Origin of the sequence: Streptosporangium sp. G11, from assembly GCF_051192615.1 — a bacterium.
Taxonomy (GTDB): Bacteria; Actinomycetota; Actinomycetes; order Streptosporangiales; family Streptosporangiaceae; genus Streptosporangium.
On sequence record NZ_JBPJUQ010000004.1, the window covers coordinates 228500 to 245258 of the forward strand.

16 protein-coding genes are annotated in these 16759 nt (G+C 71.4%); 5 read left to right on the top strand and 11 right to left on the bottom strand.

Translation table 11 applies throughout. The annotated features are described in order from the left end of the window. Positions 1 to 3: 3 nt before the first annotated feature. Positions 4 to 990 carry a carbohydrate kinase family protein gene (locus tag ACSDR0_RS06340; protein WP_435287782.1) on the bottom strand — a complete coding sequence of 329 codons (987 nt, stop codon included), beginning with the start codon at positions 988 to 990 and terminating at the stop codon, positions 4 to 6. A 197-nt stretch (positions 991 to 1187) separates the two neighbouring features. Then, positions 1188 to 1541: a HesB/IscA family protein gene (locus ACSDR0_RS06345; protein WP_030910261.1), complete on the bottom strand. Its 354-nt coding sequence runs from the start codon at positions 1539 to 1541 to the stop codon at positions 1188 to 1190. Positions 1542 to 1752: 211 nt separating this feature from the next. Here ACSDR0_RS06345 and nadA point away from each other — a divergent pair, with 211 nt between their 5' ends. After that, a complete protein-coding gene (gene nadA / locus ACSDR0_RS06350) occupies positions 1753 to 2907 on the top strand; it encodes a quinolinate synthase NadA (RefSeq protein ID WP_435287783.1) in 1155 nt (384 codons plus the stop codon). 177 nt (positions 2908 to 3084) lie between these two features. On the opposite strand, the gene ACSDR0_RS06355 is transcribed toward nadA, so the two are convergent. From ACSDR0_RS06355 to ACSDR0_RS06385, 7 genes are all read right to left on the bottom strand, one after another. Beyond that, positions 3085 to 3810: an SIMPL domain-containing protein gene (locus tag ACSDR0_RS06355; RefSeq protein WP_435287784.1), complete on the bottom strand. Its 726-nt coding sequence runs from the start codon at positions 3808 to 3810 to the stop codon at positions 3085 to 3087. Between the two features lie 300 nt (positions 3811 to 4110). Beyond that, a complete protein-coding gene (locus tag ACSDR0_RS06360; protein WP_435287785.1) occupies positions 4111 to 4863 on the bottom strand; it encodes a maleylpyruvate isomerase family mycothiol-dependent enzyme in 753 nt (250 codons plus the stop codon). 1 nt (position 4864) lies between these two features. After that, on the bottom strand, positions 4865 to 7441 hold the full coding sequence (locus tag ACSDR0_RS06365) for a protein kinase domain-containing protein (protein ID WP_435287877.1): 2577 nt from the start codon (positions 7439 to 7441) through the stop codon (positions 4865 to 4867). Between the two features lie 179 nt (positions 7442 to 7620). Then, complete coding sequence (pspAB, locus tag ACSDR0_RS06370; protein ID WP_435287786.1) at positions 7621 to 8211, bottom strand: PspA-associated protein PspAB; 591 nt, start codon at positions 8209 to 8211, stop codon at positions 7621 to 7623. 42 nt (positions 8212 to 8253) lie between these two features. Then, positions 8254 to 9159, bottom strand: coding sequence for a zinc metalloprotease HtpX (gene htpX / locus ACSDR0_RS06375; RefSeq protein WP_435287787.1), 906 nt, complete (start codon positions 9157 to 9159; stop codon positions 8254 to 8256). 9 nt (positions 9160 to 9168) lie between these two features. Beyond that, positions 9169 to 9447: a PspA-associated protein PspAA gene (gene pspAA / locus ACSDR0_RS06380; protein ID WP_344746177.1), complete on the bottom strand. Its 279-nt coding sequence runs from the start codon at positions 9445 to 9447 to the stop codon at positions 9169 to 9171. Further along, positions 9444 to 10265, bottom strand: coding sequence for a PspA/IM30 family protein (locus tag ACSDR0_RS06385; RefSeq protein WP_435287788.1), 822 nt, complete (start codon positions 10263 to 10265; stop codon positions 9444 to 9446). Before ACSDR0_RS06385 ends, pspAA begins: the two co-directional genes overlap by 4 nt. Positions 10266 to 10411: 146 nt before the next feature. On the opposite strand from ACSDR0_RS06385, the gene ACSDR0_RS06390 reads away from it, so the two are divergent. Then, positions 10412 to 11020 carry a DUF3043 domain-containing protein gene (locus ACSDR0_RS06390; RefSeq protein WP_435287789.1) on the top strand — a complete coding sequence of 203 codons (609 nt, stop codon included), beginning with the start codon at positions 10412 to 10414 and terminating at the stop codon, positions 11018 to 11020. A gap of 320 nt (positions 11021 to 11340) precedes the next feature. On the opposite strand, the gene ACSDR0_RS06395 is transcribed toward ACSDR0_RS06390, so the two are convergent. Continuing rightward, a complete protein-coding gene (locus tag ACSDR0_RS06395) occupies positions 11341 to 12741 on the bottom strand; it encodes an SMI1/KNR4 family protein (RefSeq protein WP_435287790.1) in 1401 nt (466 codons plus the stop codon). Between the two features lie 55 nt (positions 12742 to 12796). On the opposite strand from ACSDR0_RS06395, the gene ACSDR0_RS06400 reads away from it, so the two are divergent. Next, positions 12797 to 13795 (top strand): aldo/keto reductase family protein, encoded by a 999-nt coding sequence (locus ACSDR0_RS06400; RefSeq protein ID WP_435287791.1) that lies wholly within the window; start codon positions 12797 to 12799, stop codon positions 13793 to 13795. Positions 13796 to 13935: 140 nt separating this feature from the next. Here the strand turns inward: ACSDR0_RS06400 and ACSDR0_RS06405 are convergent, their stop codons facing one another. Further along, complete coding sequence (locus ACSDR0_RS06405) at positions 13936 to 14142, bottom strand: hypothetical protein (RefSeq protein ID WP_329092749.1); 207 nt, start codon at positions 14140 to 14142, stop codon at positions 13936 to 13938. A 218-nt stretch (positions 14143 to 14360) separates the two neighbouring features. Here ACSDR0_RS06405 and ACSDR0_RS06410 point away from each other — a divergent pair, with 218 nt between their 5' ends. Further along, the gene (locus ACSDR0_RS06410) at positions 14361 to 15593 is read left to right on the top strand and encodes a bifunctional adenosylcobinamide kinase/adenosylcobinamide-phosphate guanylyltransferase (RefSeq protein WP_435287792.1); all 1233 of its coding nucleotides are present in this window, start codon (positions 14361 to 14363) and stop codon (positions 15591 to 15593) included. A gap of 183 nt (positions 15594 to 15776) precedes the next feature. After that, positions 15777 to 16736 carry an adenosylcobinamide-GDP ribazoletransferase gene (locus tag ACSDR0_RS06415; protein ID WP_435287793.1) on the top strand — a complete coding sequence of 320 codons (960 nt, stop codon included), beginning with the start codon at positions 15777 to 15779 and terminating at the stop codon, positions 16734 to 16736. Positions 16737 to 16759 lie beyond the last annotated feature (23 nt).

The following is a 16759-nucleotide window of genomic DNA, read 5'->3' on the forward strand; positions in this document are numbered from 1 at the left end:
GGCTCAGGCGTGGTGGCACTTCACGAAGGCGGCCACCTCCGCGGCGCCGTCGGCGCCGTAGGCGTCGGCGAAGCGCTCCAGGAAGACCTTCTGGCCGAGCTCGTACTCCTGACCGCCGACGCGCTCCAGGACGTGGGTGGCGGTGAGGTTGCCGACCTGGCCGCAGCGCTCCAGGGACAGGCCCCAGGCAAGGGCGGACAGGAAGCCCGAACGGAAGGCGTCGCCCACGCCGGTGGGGTCGGCCTTGCCGAGCTCGGGCGCCGGGGGGACGTGCAGGGACGGCTCGCCCTCGCGGTCGATGACGACGCCCTTGGGACCGAGCGTGGTGACGCGGACGCCGACGCGGCCGAGGATCTCCTCGTCGCTCCAGCCGGTCTTCTGCTCGATCATGCCCTTCTCGTAGTCGTTGCCGAACAGATAGGCGGCGCCGTCGACCAGCTCGCGGATCTGCTCCCCGGGCATGCGGGCGAGCTGCTGGGAGGGATCGGCCGCGAACGGAATCTCGCGCTGGCGCGCCTCGGCGGTGTGCCTGAGCATCGCGTCGGGGTCGTTGGGGCTGATCAGCACCAGGTCGAGACCGCCGACCCGCTCGGCGACCGGGCCCAGCTCGATGAGGCGGGCCTCGGCCATCGCACCGGTGTAGAACGACGCGATCTGGTTGTGGTCGTCGTCGGTCGTACACAGGAAGCGGGCCGTGTGGTGCGTCTCGGAGACGTGGATGGAGTCGCAGTCCACGCCGTGGCGCTCCAGCCAGGAGCGGTAGTCGGCGAAGTCGGCGCCGACCGCGCCGACCAGAAGGGGCCGAAGCCCCAGGCAGCCCATTCCGAACGCGATGTTGGCCGCGCAGCCGCCGCGGCGGACCTGCAGGTCGTCCACCAGGAACGACAGGGAAACCCGGTCGAGCTGACCGGCGATGAGCTGGTCGCTGAAGCGGCCGGGGAAGGTCATCAGTTGATCGGTCGCGATTGAGCCGGTGACGGCGATGCGCACGGGGTTCTTCTCCTCGTTGTCAGCATCTCTGGGAACGTGGGCGATTGAGCCGCACGGGAAGTTGGGCCACGCAAGAATACGCGACCTTCCTCGCGTCTCGCTCGCACCCGCCTGCTACCCCGATCTCGCGCGCGAAAGCCCCGCGGGGTGACCAATGTCACCCCGCGGGGCCGGGCGTTCTCGCTTGTCCGACTCGCCTAGTTGAACGAGTCGCCACAGGCGCACGAGCCGGTGGCGTTCGGGTTGTCGATCGTGAAGCCCTGCTTCTCGATCGTGTCGACGAAGTCGACGGTGGCGCCCACCAGGTAGGGGGCGCTCATCCGGTCGGTGACCACGCTCACGCCGTCGAAGTCGGAGACGACGTCGCCGTCCATCGAACGGTCGTCGAAGAAGAGCTGGTAGCGCAGGCCGGAGCAGCCGCCCGGCTGCACGGCCACGCGCAACTGGAGGCCTTCCTCGCCCTGCTGCTCCAGCAGGCTCTTGACCTTCGCCGCGGCCGCGGAACTGAGGATCAGGCCCTGCGCCGTGGTCTCGCTGCTCTCAACCGACATGTTGGTGACTCCCGCGTCTGCGTCAGCCGCTCCCCGGGAACGGCTGTCTGTTTATGACGTCCTTCTCAGACGCTACCAACACCCGCCCCCTGGCACACATTCCTCAGACGCCAGAACCATCCGCCTTTGGACAAATCCCCCTCCCCCGGAATAAAGCCCCAATCCTGTGTGTCATCATTAGTCGTCACTTCGACGATAAGGGGGTGTGGTCGTGACGACCACCGAGACCGGGCTTCCGCTCTTCGTCCTCGGCAGGGGTGTCGACCCGCACAGCGAGCGCGGCGTCGACTGTCCCGGCGAGCTGCCGTCCGCTTCCGATCCGGCGCTCGTCGAGCGCGCCAGGAGGGCGAAGGCCGCGCTCGGCGACAGGGTTTTCGTGCTGGGCCACCACTACCAGCGCGACGAGGTCATCCAGTTCGCCGACGTGACCGGCGACTCGTTCAAACTCGCGAAGGAGGCCGCGGCCCGCCCCGACGCCGAGTACATCGTCTTCTGCGGCGTGCACTTCATGGCCGAGTCCGCCGACATCCTCACGTCGAACTCCCAGAAGGTCGTGCTGCCCGACCTCGCGGCCGGGTGCTCGATGGCCGACATGGCCACCTTCGACCAGGTCGAGGAGTGCTGGGAGGCCCTGGAGGACGCGGGGATCGCCGGGGTCACCGTCCCCGTCACCTACATGAACTCCAGCGCCGACATCAAGGCGTTCTGCGGGCGCAACGGCGGTGCCGTGTGCACCTCCTCCAACGCCAGGCGCGCCCTGGAATGGGCCTTCTCGCGCGGGGAGAAGGTGCTCTTCCTCCCCGACCAGCACCTGGGCCGCAACACCGCGGTGCTGGAGATGGGCCTGTCGCTGGACGACTGCGTCGTCTACAACCCGCACCGGCCCAACGGCGGCCTGACCGCCGAGCAGCTCGGGAACGCCAAGGTGATCCTGTGGAAGGGGCACTGCTCGGTGCACGGCCGCTTCAGCACCGAGTGCGTGGACGACGTCCGCGCCCGCATCCCCGGCGTCAACGTGCTGGTCCACCCCGAGTGCAGGTACGAGGTCGTCACCAAGGCCGACTACGTCGGTTCGACCGAGTACATCATCAAGAAGATCGCGGAGGCCCCGGCCGGGTCCTCCTGGGCGGTGGGCACCGAACTGAACCTGGTCAAGCGGCTCGGCGCCATGTTCCCCGACAAGAACGTGACGTTCCTGGACCGTACGGTCTGCTACTGCTCGACGATGAACCGGATCGACCTGCCGCACCTGGTGTGGGCCCTGGAGTCGCTCGCCTCCGGCCAGGTCGTCAACCAGATCACCGTCGACGACGACACCGCCCACTGGGCCGGGGTCGCCCTGGACCGGATGCTGGCCCTGCCCTGACGGGGGGCGAAATCCCGATCTCCCAGGTCCGGCCGGGTTCCTGACCTGGCCCGGGTCCGCGGCTCTGCCCTGACCTCAGGGTGGACGGGCCCCGGCGGGTGGTGACCCGCCGGGGCCCGTCGCGTGCCGGGGACCTGTCGCGTACCCGGGGTCGGGGGAGCACCGCGCGAGCGGGGCCTATTCGAGCTCGTAGAGCACCCTGACGCTGACGGAAACGTCCCGGCGGCCGGGGCTGATCGACGCCCTGTCGACGGCCGCGGCGAAGCCGAGGACCGGCGTCGGCGGGGTGACGCTCTGCTCGGTGATCTCCAGGACGCGGCCGAGCCCGCGGCGCGCGAGCTTGGCGTACTGCTCGGCGCGGCTCCTGGCGTCCTTGAAGGCGGCCTCGCGCGCCAGCCTGAGCGGCGTGCTGTTGTCGGACAGCTCGAAGGAGATGCCGCGCAGCCGGACCGCCTCGCCGACGGCGGCCGCCGCCTCCACCACGTCGTCCGCGTCGTCGATGTCGCGCACCACGGCCTCGACGCCCTGCGTGGCCCGGTAGCCGGAGATCGTGGGATATTCCCTGAACTCGGGACCGAGGGTCAACTCGTCGGTCCGAAGGTCCTCGGCCGCGACCCCGGCCGCGCGCAGCGCCCGCGTCAGGTCGGCGGCGGCGGTACGGGCGGCGGTGAACGCCGCCCCGGCGGTGGGACGGCGCACCTCGACGCCGGTGTCCAGCCGCATGATGTCGGGGGTCGTGGACACGCTGCCCTCTCCCACGACCGTGATGTGGGGGCGGCTCCCCTCCACGGTCACCCCGGCGGGCCCGGAGTCCGCGAGCGCGGTGCCGCCGGGCAGGCCGGCGCAGAGCAGCCCCGCGGAGACGAGCACGGCCGAGGCGACCGCCTGAGACATCTTGATCATAAAGTCATGGCACCACGCGACCGCGATCACGGTGGCGAGCCCTGCGCGGGCCCTGTCGTGTCTTGGCCGAATCCCGGACGGGTGTTTTGCGTTCGGCCCGGCAGGCCCGGGGCCGGATCCGGCCCCGGAAGTGGGCTCGGCCCAGAGCGGGGAGCGGACCCGGCCCCGGGCCTGGAAGTGGGCTCGGCCCAGAGCGGGGAGCGGACTCGGCCCCGGGCCTGGAAGTGGGCTCGACTCAAAGCGAGGAGCGGACCCGGTCCCGAGAGTGGGCTCGGCCCAGAGCCGGGGAGTGGACCCGGCCTAGAGCCGGGTGAGACTCCGCCACCAGCCCAGCAGCCCGCCGTCGCCCTCGATGGCGTAGTCGTCGGGGCTGCGCCGCCCCCACACGACCTGGAGCAGGTCGGCCGACGTGGCGGCGAGCACGGTCACGCTGCCCGGTTGCAGGGACCTGCGGTAGTGGAAGCGGTCGGGGTCGAGGGTGACCACCCACCCGGCTCCGGTGTCGGCCTGCAGGGAGATCGTCTCGCCCCCGCCCCTGAGGTCGGCCACGTCCGGGTTCCACTTCGCGTACGGCAGGACGTCGAGGAACTCCTCGACCCCGTCGGCCGCCACGTGCTCGTCGATCGCGACCGGGACGCCCAGCGCGAGTTCGGCGTCCACCCGGTGCACCACGGTCTCGTGGAGCATCCGCCTCGACCAGAACCCCACCCGCTTCTCCCCGGCCCAGGCCCACATCGGCGCCTGCGGGTCCTGCGACAGCAGCGCCTCGGGCAGGAAGGCGGCCCCCTCACCGAGCCAGGCGGGATAGCCACCCGGGTCGGCGGGCAGGCCCATGTCCATGCCGTCGCGGTCGAGGCGCCGCTCGGCCAGGTCGCGCACCATGGCGGCCACCCACCGGTGCACATTTCCGGTGTGGGTGACGAGCCTCGCCAGATCCCAGCCGGGACAGGTCAGCACGGAAACGGACATGTCACGCCCCCGTAGGACGTCGGCCATCCGGGCGATCTCCGCGGCGACGGCCGCGGTGTGCTCGGCGTGGGTCCACTCCCTCATGTCAACCCTCTCGCGTGAAGCGCATGAACTGCTTTTCGTACTCCTTGGCGTCGGTACTGGTCGCCAGCACCCGCTGCACCTTCCCGGTGAAGTCGAACACCACCGCCTCGTAGCCAGAACCCTTGCGCCGCCAGCCCGCGACGTGCTTGTCGTCGTACCAGCCGATGAGCCGCTTCGTCTCGAACGGGATCCGGACCTTCGCCGGGGCGTCGGAGCCGGTGGACCAGACGCAGATCTCCTTCTTGCTCTCCTTGCAGTACGTCAGCAGCGAGGAGCCGGACGGGGAGATGTCGTCGCCCTCGACCGTGATCGGGGTGCCCACGTCCAGCAGGGTCTGCAGCACGGTGCCCTGCGTGTCGTAGAAACGGATGCGCTGGGTCTTGCCGTCGAGTGCCCAGGTGCCGACGGCCCGGCCGTCGCCCCGCCAGAAGTAGCTCCACTTGCCCGCGTCCTTCTCCTTCACGCGGATGACCTTCGCCTTCTTCGTGGCGACGTCGATGATCGCGAAACCGTACTCCTTGCTGATGTCGCCGACCGCCTCGTAGAGGGTCACCAGGCCGCGCCTGCCGTCCGGCGACCACTGCGGCAGCGTCGGGTAGACCGGCGCCTTGGTGACCCTGATCCTACTGGCCGAGCCGGATCGCGGGTCGATGATCGACACGATCGCGTAGCTCTGCGCGTCGTACATCCGGTCGGTGCCCAGCGCCCGGGTGCCCTCGGCGTTGACCGTGTACTGGAAGTACTTGTCGTTCTTGACGAACCGCTCGGTGCCCTGCTTCCGGACGTAGAGGGTCTTGTCCCAATCAAGGCTGTAGGAGCTCAGCTTGATCGGGTCCCGGTCGCTCTCGTGGAGCGTGAGCGAGCTGCCGGGCAGCTTGATCGTGCTGGTGGCCTCCGGCACCGTCGGAGCGGTGGGGGTGGGGGTGGGCGTGCTCACGCTCTTCGTACCGCCCGCCCGGACGGTCTCCGGCGTCTCGGGCACGGTGCCGCGCAGCGCCAGCACGACGCCCCCGGCCACGAGGACGGTGACCAGCACGCCTCCCACTATCGCCGGCCACGCCCCGCGCCCGCGCCGGGCGGGGGCCGCCTGTCCCGGGTACGCCGGTGATCCGGGATTCCGGTACGAGGTGGCCTCGGAGGAGGGGAAGGTCGCGGGACCGCCGTATGGCCGGGGCCCGGGGTGTCCCGGATATCCCGGCTGCGGGTGCCCGGGGCCCTGCGGGGGGTAGCCGGCCGCGTACCCGTCGGGGCCGGGATACTCACCGGGAAAGGGCCCCGCGTGGGCCGGCCCCGGCCCCGGCTGCGGGTAGCCGTGGGGCTCGGACCGCTGGGGGTACTGGGCCTGGCCTCGGGGATCCGACTGCTGAGGGTGCGGGGCGTAGCCTCGGGGGTCCGACTGCTGAGGGTGCGGGGCGGGACCGCGGGGGTCCGGGGGGTACTGGGCATGGTCGGCGGCGGGACCCCGGGGGTCCGGCGGGTAGTGGGCATGGTCGGCGGGACCGCCCTGCGGTCCCTGCCCCGCGTATCCCCCGGCGGGACCGCCCCGCTGGGCGAACGGCTGCGGCCCGGAATGCTGCCGGTGGTCCTGCCGGGCATGGACGTCGCCCCCCGGACGCCGCTGCCCGTACGCGGTCCGCTCCGGATCGTTCCCGCCCGGGTGCCCGCCGGGGCCGGGACCGGTCTGCTGCGCCGCGGCGGCCGAGCCCTCGGCGAGGATGCCGCGCGGCGCGGTGGGCGGCGCGGCACCGGTCGCACCGCCCGTGCCGCCCGCGTGGCCGAGCAGCCGCAGCAGCGCCTCACCCGCCGCGGGCCGCTGGGTGGCGTCCTTGGACAGGCACTGCCCGACCAGGTCACGCAGCGCCGGATCGGCGATCGCCCCCAGGTCCGGCTCCATGTTCATGATCCGGTTGAAGATCGCCGGAAGACTGTCCGTGCCGAACGGCGGCTGCCCGGTGGCCGCGAAGACCATCGTGCAGCCCCACGCGAACATGTCGGCGGGCGAGCCCGCGTTCTCCCCGGCCAGCTGCTCGGGGGTCATGTACGAAGGGGTGCCGATCGCCATCGCGGTCAGCGTGGAGGTCCGGTCGAGGGCCTTGGCGATGCCGAAGTCGATCACTCGGGGGCCGTCGGAGGCCAGCAGCACGTTGGACGGCTTGAAATCGCGGTGCACGATCCCCGCCTGGTGGATCGCGACGAGCGCGGTGACCGTGCCGATCGCCAGGCGGTGCAGGCTCGCGCCCTCGCGCGGGCCCTCGGTGGCCACGACCGCGTCGAGCGTCGGGCCGTCGATGTACTCGCTGATGATGTACGGGCGGTGCTGGTCGACCCCGGTGTCGATCACCGCGGCGGTGCAGAAGGGCGCGACCCGCTGGGTCGTGCTGACCTCGCGGACGAAGCGCTCCATCGCCTCCTCGTCCTGCGTGAGATCCGCCCGGAGCAACTTGACCGCGACACGTGCCCCCGTCGCGGAAACGCCCAGGTAAACCGTTCCCTGGCCTCCCTCGCCGAGCCGCGCGGTGAGCCGATACCCCCGCACCTGCTCGGGGTCCCCGGGCCGCAAGGACGCGAGGTCCGCCATGGTCACACCCTTCTCCTGTGATGGACTTTCCGGTCCCATTGTGAGGGCAAAGGGTCACAGGACGAACATCAACCGCAAGCCGGACAGGCCACGACGACGCGTTCGAGACGGCCTCGCGAACCGCGCGCGAAGGCCTTGCGGGAAGGGCCTTGCGGGAAGGGCCTCGCGGGAGGGGACACTCAGAGTCCGGGCGCTCCCCAGAGGGGGAACCAGCGGCCGAGATCCGGCTCGATCTCCAGTTCCCCGCCGATCGCGCCGCGTACCTGCAACTCCAGCGCGTTGTCCCTGCGCGGCGCCTGCCCGGACGCCTGCCCGGCGGGCAGCGGGGCGAACGGGTAGAAGGTGCCCTGCTTGTAGAGGTAGACCAGGGCGACCCGGCGGCCGTCGGGTGCGGCGAAGGAGACCAGCGAGCAGAGCAGGGAGGGGCCGAAACCCGCCGCCTCAAGGGAGGAGTTGACCGCGTGCAGGTCCGTGACCAGGTCACCGAGCATGTCGGAGGTACGGCGCACCAGCAGCCACGTGTAGCCGAAAGAGTCCGTGGACACCTCCACCGGGGGGCCTCCTCCGGCGTTCAGCAGCTGGGTGACGTCGCGCTCCAGCTCGGCGAACGCCGCGCCCTCCGCGGAACGGAAGCAGACCGCCCCCAGGCCCGTCGGCGCCAGATCGGTGGCGGCCTGCAGGGTCACCGCGGCCGAGGGCAGCGCGAACAGCGCGTCCAGGTCGGCCCTGGCCGGCTCGCCACGCCCCATCAGCGCGTCCCACCAGCGCATCGGATCACTCCCCCTTGAGCCTCTTCGCGGCCCGGTGCCCGTTCACCTGCCCTGCCCGAGCTGGGCGGAGATCCCGCTGAGCTGCTCCAGGCGCCGCTCCAGCGGCGGGTGGGTCGCGAAAAGCGCGGACAGGCCCGCCTTGCCGGACAGGGCAGGCGCGAAGAAGAAGGCGTTGAACGGCTCGGCCTCGCGCAGGTCCCTCGTCGGGATGCGGGCCATCTCACCGCTGATCTTGACAAGGGCGCTCGCCAGGGCGGAAGGGCGCTGGGTGAGCAGTGCTCCCGCGCGGTCGGCGGCCAGCTCGCGGTAGCGCGACAGGGCACGGGTGAGCAGGAAGCTGACCGCGTACACCGCGGCCGAGACGAGCAGGATGATCACGCCGATCGGCAGGCCGCCCCTGTCGTCGCGCCCGCGCCCGCCCAGGCCGCTGTAGAGCGCGACCCTGGTCATGAGCCCGGCGACGATGCCGAGGAAGGACGCGATCGTCATGACCGCGACGTCGCGGTGGGCCACGTGGGACATCTCGTGGGCCAGCACGCCCTCCAGCTCGCCGCCGTCGACGCGGCGCAGCAACCCCGTGGTCACGCAGACCACGGAGTTCTTCTGGTTACGGCCGGTGGCGAACGCGTTCGGGACGTCCGAGTCGGCGATCGCCACCCGCGGCTTGGGCATGTCGGCGAGGGCGCACAACCTGTCGATCATGCCGTGCAGCTCCGGAGCCTCCTGCGGGGAGACGACACGTCCGTGCATCGCGAACAGCGCGATGCGGTCGGACATGAAGTACTGCACGAGCAGGATGCCGCCGGCGATCACCAGCACCACGACGGCCCGGACGCCCATCGCGATCAACACGGCCACGAAGACCACGTAGAGCAGTCCGAGCAGGAACATGGTGACCACCATGCGCCTGGTCAGGCCCCGGTCCGGGGCGAACCGGGTTTGTGCCATATGCCCAAGCTAGCCGGGAATCAGCCCTTCATTGCCGAGCATCTCCCGCACTTCGTCCATGGATGCGTCGGCCGGAGGCAAAATCAGCTCCGAGGACTCCAGGCTGTCGTCGGGCAGCGCCTTGCCGACGTGGCGGACCTTGTCGAGCAGGGCGTGCAGCCGCACCCGGAAGGCCTCCTCCTCGCCGGCCTCGATGGCGGCCTCCAGCTCGGCGTCCAGGGTGTTGAGCACGTCGAGGTCTGCGGGGGCGATGTCGATCTGCCCCTCCCCCATGATGCGGACGATCACAGGCCCTCCCCCGGCTGGCGCAGTTGCTGCGTCTGGTTGGACTGCGGCGGCTGCTGGGGCTGCGGCTGCTGCTGGGGCTGGGCCGAGCCGGGGGTGATCGCGCCCTGCGGGGCGGGGCCCTGACCGAGCTCGGCCTTCATCCGCGCGATCTCCAGCTCCACGTCGTGTCCGCCGCCCATGCGGTCGAGCTCGGCCTGGATGTCGTCGCCGCGCTGCCCGCTGAAGTCGTCGAGCGCACCGCTGGCCAGCAGCTCGTCGATGGCACCCGCGCGGGCCTGCATGGAGGCCGTCTTGTCCTCGGCGCGCTGGATCGCCAGACCGACGTCGCCCATCTCCTCGGAGATGCCGGAGAACGCCTCGTTGATCCGCGTCTGCGCCTCGGCGGCGGTGTAGGTCGCCTTGATCGTCTCCTTCCTCGTACGGAAGGAGTCGACCTTGGCCTGCAGCCGGTGGGAGGCCGTGGTGAGCTTCTCCTCCTCGGCCTGCAGGTTGTCGTGCTGCACGCGAAGGTCGGCGATCTGGGTCTGCAGGCTGCCGCGACGGGTCAGCGCCTCGCGGGCCAGGTCCTCGCGGCCCACCCCGAGCGCCTTGCGGCCCTGCTCCTCAAGCTTGCGCGACTGCGCCTCGATCTGGTTGATCTGAAGCTCCACGCGCTTGCGCGAGGTGGCGACGTCCGCCACGCCCCGGCGCACCTTCTGCAACAACTCCAGCTGGCGCTGATACGAGTAGTCCAGGGTCTCGCGAGGATCTTCCATCTTGTCCAGAGCGTTGTTCGCCTTGGACCTGAAGATCAGCGAAAGTCTCTTCATCACGCTCATGCGCGTCGGCCGTCCCCTTCTTCAAGTGCGCTTCGGGTCACCCAAGTGATTCCAGCCCCCCGAAAAGCACCGGAGCCACCATAGGGTTCACCCTACGCATAACGCGCGGGGGCGTCACTAAGTTGCAGTCCCGGTAGGCTGACGTTGTGTTCCGACGTACCCAGACCACCGCGGACGACTCCCCCGTCTCCGCTAACGATCCTAAGCCTGCGGGCAAGGGGCGTCCCACACCCAAGCGACGGGACGCCGAAGGCCGTCGCCGGCAGCCGGTGAACGCCCCCCAGAACCGCAAAGAGGCTTACAAGAACCTCCGCGAGCGCCAGGCCAGCGAGCGCGTCAAGGCGCGCGAGGGCATGCTGCGTGGCGACGAGCGCTACTTCCCCGCCCGCGACAAGGGACCCGCCAGGAAGTTCGCGCGCGACTGGGTCGACTCCCGTCGTCTCGCCAGCCAGTACTTCCTGCCGTTCTCCCTCCTCATCCTGCTGCTCACCTGGATCCCCTTCCCTCCGGACGTCCGCGGTTACGTCTACGTCGCGGTGATCACGGTCGGCTGGCCGCTCATGATGGTCGGCGTGCTGCTCACCTCGATCTGGGTGTCCTGGAAGGTGAAGAAGCTCACCGCCGAGAAGTTCCCCAACGAGAACCTCAAGGGCGTCGGCTTCTACGCCGCCATGCGCGCGCTGCAGATCCGCAAGCTGCGCTTCCCGCCGCCCGCGGTGCTGCCCGGTGGCAGGCCCGTCCCGCCGAAGAACTGACAGCGGCGGCGCCGGCGTCCGAGGAGCACTACGTCCGAGCACGTTCCCGAACCCCGTCCCCTCCACGAGGGGCGGGGTTCTTCTCGTCTCCCAGCGGCGGGGCGACCCGCCCCCTCGCTCTTGAACCCGGCTCCCAGACCTCGTTCCCGGACCTCGCTTCCGGACCGAAACCGTCGAGCCGAACGGAACGGACGTCGCCCCGGGGCGACGCCACCTTTGGACGAGCATCACCCCCGGACGACGGTCACCTTTGAACGACGGTCACCTTTGAACCGAACGAGCACCGTCACTCCTGGAACTCCTGGGACTCCTGGACGACGTCACTCCTCGACGACGTCCCAGTCCAGTTCGCCGTCGGCGACCACCGGCTTCCAGTAGCCGATGGACCCGCCGGTCTCCAGGGCGTGCGCCGTCGCCTTCAGCAGGCCGTAGTACGAGCTGATCGGGGTGCCGCCGGGCGTGAAACTCATCTGGCCCTCGTGATCGGTGTCGCCGACGTCGCGTCTCACGGAGTCGATCACCAGATGATTGCCGCTGCCGTCGGCGCCGAACGGGATCATCCGCCCGTCCCACCACTCCGTCCGCGCGCCGTCGTCGCCCTCGACCTCGACCTCCCCGTCTATCCCGCACAGCCGCCGCCAGGTGTCGCGGATCTCGCGGACCCCCTGGTTCCAGTTGCCGATGAACCCGAACGGCCAGGTGTCGGCCACGACGGAGGCCCCGTTGTGGCGCAGCAGGAAGGCACGCAGATCGTCGGGGAAGCGCAGGCCCATCTGCGCCTCCGCGACGGCGATCGTCCGGGCTCCGGCGGGCTCGCCCAGCGTGCGAAGGCTCGCGGGGGCGTTGGCCCCCAGCCACCTCTCGATACGGCGCCACTGGCGGTTCACCGCCCGGGTCACCCTCGGGCTGAGCGCCCGCACCCGTGGGGTCCGCGCCCGCGGGTGACAGTCGGCGTCGGGAATCGCCGTGGCGGCCTCGTGCGGGGCCGGGGTCTCGTACGACGGGACGGGTTCCGCCGGATAGGGGTCCATGGCGGGGTCCGGCCCCTCCCCGACGGCCTCCAAGAGCTCCCGCGCCCCGGGCGGTTCGAGACACGAGTCCCCCAGGCACCGATGCCCACCCTGCGGGCACGCGACGCCGTTCACGCCCGGCGCCGGATCCAGCTCGACCGTGAAGCGCGCCACCGGGTCCACCGGGGCATCCGGTTCCGGCTCACACCACCCGTCCGCGCCGGGTGAGCTCCAGAAATCGGACACCTGGGTGCTCCCCGTCCCGTTCGGGAAGACCGCGCTCTCCAGGACCTGCGTGCCGAAGGCGAGCAGGCACAGCCCGATCCCGACGGCGCCCCAGCGGACCACCCGGCTCCTGGTGGCCTCGTCCAGCGGCTCTCGCGACGTCCGCTCGAACGTCCGCTCGACGGCGGACCGGAAGGCGGAGGGGGGCCTGGCGGCGTACCGCCTGAGGTCCTCGTCCGTGGGGGTGCCGAGGATGGGCGCGGGGGGCCATCGCGACGCGCGCCCGGCTCCGGAGTCCGGCCCCGCCGCCGGGGAGGCTCCCTGGGATCTCCCGACCGGGGAGGCGCCTCGGGATCTCCCGATCGGGAGGGCGGCCCGGCGCTCCTCCGCTCGCCGCCACAGGCGGGCGACCGCCACGACGGCCGCCGCCAGCGCCGCAGCGGCGAGCGCGAGCCGTACCTTCCGAGAAGTGATCAACCGCAACACGCCCGGCAGGGTATCCCGAATCATCACGAAATCCGGCGCCCACTAACCTCGGAGCATGGAATTCCGCCACCTTGGCCGCAGCGGTCTCATGGTCAGTGAGATCAGCTACGGCAACTGGATCACACACGGCTCTCAGGTAGAGGAGGACGCCGCCAAGCAGTGCGTGCAAGCGGCACTCGACGAGGGGATCACCACCTTCGACACCGCCGACGTGTACGCGGGCACCAAGGCGGAGGAGGTGCTCGGCCGCGCTCTCGCGGGGGTCCGCCGCGAGTCCCTGGAGATCTTCACCAAGGTCTACTGGCCGACCGGCCCCGGCCCCAACGACCGGGGGCTGTCGCGCAAGCACATCACCGAGTCGCTGCACGGCTCGCTGCGTCGCCTGCAGACCGACTACGTCGACCTGTACCAGGCACACCGCTTCGACGTCGAGACGCCGCTTGAGGAGACCCTCAAGACCTTCGACGATCTCGTCCGCCAGGGCAAGGTCCTCTACGTCGGCGTCAGCGAGTGGAACGCCGACCAGATCGGCCGGGCACTGAAGATCGCCGACGAGATGGGCTTCGATCGTCTGGTCTCCAACCAGCCCCAGTACTCCATGCTGTGGCGGGTCATCGAAACCGAGATCGTGCCGCTGAGCGAGAAGGAGGGCGTCAGCCAGGTCGTCTTCTCCCCCATCGCCCAGGGCGTGCTCACCGGTAAGTACCGGCCGGGGCAGCCGCCTCCCGCCGGTTCGCGGGCCACCGACCCCGCCGGGGGCAACTTCATCTCCCGGCTGCTCAACGACGACGTGCTCGCCCGCGTCCAGCAGCTGGAGCCGATCGCCGCCGACCTCGGCCTGAGCATGGCCCAGCTCGCGGTGGCCTGGGTGCTGCAGAACCCCAACGTGGCCTCCGCCATCGTCGGGGCCAGCAGGCCCGAGCAGGTCCGCGACAACGTCAAGGCCTCCGGGGTGAAGCTGGACTCCGAGGTACTGGAGAAGATCGACGACATTCTCAGCCCGATCGTCGAGCGCGACCCCTCCAAGACCGTGAGCCCCGAGCGGCGTCCCTAGCACGGTGACCGGTCACGGTGAACGCCTCGGGCGCCGACCGTGACACCTCGCCTCCGGTCGCGGAACCCCGGTCGCGGAACGGGGAAACCCCTCGCCCCTCGTGAAGACGAGGGGCGAGGGGTTTCCCCGTTCGCTCAGGTTCATTCGGGGCGCAGTGACATTCCCTCGTACTCGACACGCTCGCCTTCGATCAGGGTGACTTTCTCGACCCCGGACTCCAGCAGCTCGCGCCAGCTTTCACCGAGCCACGACTCGGCATCGGCCTGACTCGGGAACGTGTCGGACGGCGAAACACCCTCGACTACCTCGCCACCATTCGCGTTTTCATAACGCCAGCGCCAAGTCATGCCATAGCTCCTTCTCGCGGGTCCTGCCGGTGCCCCTCGGCGGCTCAGCGAACCCTACCTCTCCCGGGCACTCCCGGGCATGAAGGCGAGATCATGGACCTTGTGCTCCGCCGCCGGGGGCGTTCCGGTACCCGTACGCCGTGGGGTGCCGTCCGCCTCCCCGGGGGCGGAGGCTCACGGCTTCCCAACCAGCTTCTCAACCCGATGGGAGACCGCGCGTGAGGGTCCTGATCTCCGGCACGGCGGGCGCGGGCGGGTGGCCGGCCCCGGACTGCGGGTGCGCCTCGTGCGCCCGTGTCACGCCGGGCCGCCGCCCCACCTCCGTGACACTCGGCGGCCCGGCTGCACCCGACGACCTCCTGGTGCTCGGCGGCCCGGCGGCACCCGGCGACTCTCCGCCGCCCGCCGACGGCCCGGCGGCACCCGACGGCCCCGTACGGTTACCGCTCTCCGGCCCGCCGCCGCCCGGCTACCGCGCCTCGACCGGCCCTGACGGCCTCACCGTCACCACCCCCGGCGGCCGGCGCGTCCTCTACGCCGCTTCCTCTCCACCCCCGCCTTCTCCGTACGACGAATCCCCATTCGGCGAGTCTCCGCGCGGTGAGTCTCCGCGCGACGGGCGGGGCCGGCGAGCGGGGGACACCGGTGACGCGGGAGAGGCGCTGGACCTGGTGCTGCTGGACGTGCTGGACCGGCCCGAACGGCTCGGGGACCTGCGCCGGCGAGGCCTGGTCGGCGAGCGGACGCACGTGGTGGCCGTCGGCGTCGACCACCGGGTGGCGACGGAGGCGGAACTGGCCCGGAGGGCCGCGCTGTGGGGGGTACGCGTCGTGCCGGACGGCACGGTCGTCGACACCGGCGGACCCCCTCCCGCCCCGGCTTCCCCGCCCAGGAGGACCCTGCTCCTCGGGGGAAGCCGGTCGGGCAAGTCGGCCGAGGCCGAGTTGCGACTGGCGGCCGAGCCCGAGGTGCTCTACGTCGCGACCGGACCGTCCGGCGACGGTGATCCCGAGTGGCTGCGCCGGGTCCGAGCGCATCGCGACCGCAGGCCCGCCCACTGGAGGACCGCCGAGACCACCGGCCTGGCCGGGCTGCTGCGGTCGGCCGACACCCCGCTGCTGATCGACGGGCTCGGCACCTGGGTAGCCGCCGTCTTCGACGAGTGCGACGCCTGGCCCGGCGGAACCGGCGGAACCGGCAAGAACGACGGGGGCGGCGGAACCGGCGAGAACGCTGTCGCGGCCCGGTGTGACGACCTGGTGGCGGCCTGGAGGCAGACCCGGGTCCGGGTCGTGGCGGTCTCCGACGAGGTCGGTCTCGGCGTGGTGCCCGGCACCGCCAGCGGCCGGATGTTCCGTGACACTCTCGGCCGGCTGAACCAGCGCCTCGCCCTGGAGTCGGAGGACGTCACCCTCGTCGTCGCCGGCCGCCTCCTTCCCCTCCCCATCTGATCTCTCCCCTCCGATCTTCCGATGCCTCCCTCCCGTCCGACCCCCCGATGCCGTGACCGGAAACCCTCACCGGGTTTCCGGTCACGGCCCCGGGCGTGGCCGTCCCCGAGGCGGCACACCACCGAATCCGGTGAACGTACGCGGCCACGACACCGGAGAGACCGACGGCTACGATCATCGGTCGTGTCCGAACCCTCGCCCCCGCCCAAGGACGGCCCGTCCACCTTCGCCGACGGGGTGCGGCTCGCGATCGGCACGCTGAGCGTGTTTCCAGTCCGTCCCGGGGTGGTCGACCGCCGGGCGGGGGGCGTCGCGATGGCGGTGGCCCCGCTGGTGGGAGCGGCGATCGGGGCCGTCGGCGGTCTGGTGCTGGCGATCTCCCTGTGGCTGGGAACGGCATCGCTTCCGGCGTCGGTGCTGGCCGTGGCGGCCGTGGCGCTGCTCACCCGGGGGCTGCACCTGGACGGCCTGGCCGACCTCGCCGACGGGCTGGGCAGCGGGAAACCCGCCGAGCGGGCGCTGGAGATCATGAAGCGGTCGGACATCGGCCCCTTCGGCGTGGTGACGCTGGTCTTCATCCTGCTCGTCCAGGTGACGGCCCTGTGGGAGGCCACCGCCGGTGCCGGAGCGGGCGCGGGCGCGCTCACCCTGGTCGCGGCTTGCGCGGCCGGACGGCTGGCCCTCACCTGGGCCTGCCGCGCGGGCATTCCCCCCGCGCGCCCCGACGGCCTCGGCGCGATGGTCGCGGGCACCGTACGGAGGAGCGTCGCGGTGGCCGTGACCGCGCTGGTGCTCGCGGGAACGGCGGCGCTGTTCCACCTCCACGGCACCGGCGCCTTCGACCCGTGGTCTTCCGGCTCCCCGTCCGAGTCCCCCGGTGGATGGGGCTATTGGGCCTACGTGGAAATGCCCCACTCCGGAGTCGGCGGCCTGCCCGGGGCGGGCGCCACCGGCGCGGGTCTCGTATTGGGCCTGGGGCCGTTCTTCGCCCCCCTGGCCATGCTCGTGGGGCTGCTGGCGGCCTGGGCCGTACGGCGCAGGGCCGTACGGCGGCTCGGTGGCGTCACCGGCGACGTACTCGGCGCCCTCGTCGAGATCGCCACCGCGACGACCCTGCTGGCCTGCACGATTCTCACGAACTGATCTCCCCGCCGGGCCCGGCCCCC

What these genes read in the sequence shown, in the direction of transcription:
- pspAB (WP_435287786.1), bottom strand. Translation starts at nt 8,211, where the DNA reads ATGCGCTGGTGGGACGCGCTGATGGGGCGTGGCGAGCCGGCCAGGGCC.
- ACSDR0_RS06365 (WP_435287877.1), bottom strand. Translation starts at nt 7,441, where the DNA reads ATGGCGGACCTCGCGTCCTTGCGGCCCGGGGACCCCGAGCAGGTGCGG.
- ACSDR0_RS06355 (WP_435287784.1), bottom strand. Translation starts at nt 3,810, where the DNA reads ATGATCAAGATGTCTCAGGCGGTCGCCTCGGCCGTGCTCGTCTCCGCG.
- ACSDR0_RS06345 (WP_030910261.1), bottom strand. Translation starts at nt 1,541, where the DNA reads ATGTCGGTTGAGAGCAGCGAGACCACGGCGCAGGGCCTGATCCTCAGT.
- htpX (WP_435287787.1), bottom strand. Translation starts at nt 9,159, where the DNA reads ATGGCACAAACCCGGTTCGCCCCGGACCGGGGCCTGACCAGGCGCATG.
- ACSDR0_RS06405 (WP_329092749.1), bottom strand. Translation starts at nt 14,142, where the DNA reads ATGACTTGGCGCTGGCGTTATGAAAACGCGAATGGTGGCGAGGTAGTC.
- ACSDR0_RS06360 (WP_435287785.1), bottom strand. Translation starts at nt 4,863, where the DNA reads ATGAGGGAGTGGACCCACGCCGAGCACACCGCGGCCGTCGCCGCGGAG.
- ACSDR0_RS06400 (WP_435287791.1), top strand. Translation starts at nt 12,797, where the DNA reads ATGGAATTCCGCCACCTTGGCCGCAGCGGTCTCATGGTCAGTGAGATC.
- ACSDR0_RS06385 (WP_435287788.1), bottom strand. Translation starts at nt 10,265, where the DNA reads ATGAGCGTGATGAAGAGACTTTCGCTGATCTTCAGGTCCAAGGCGAAC.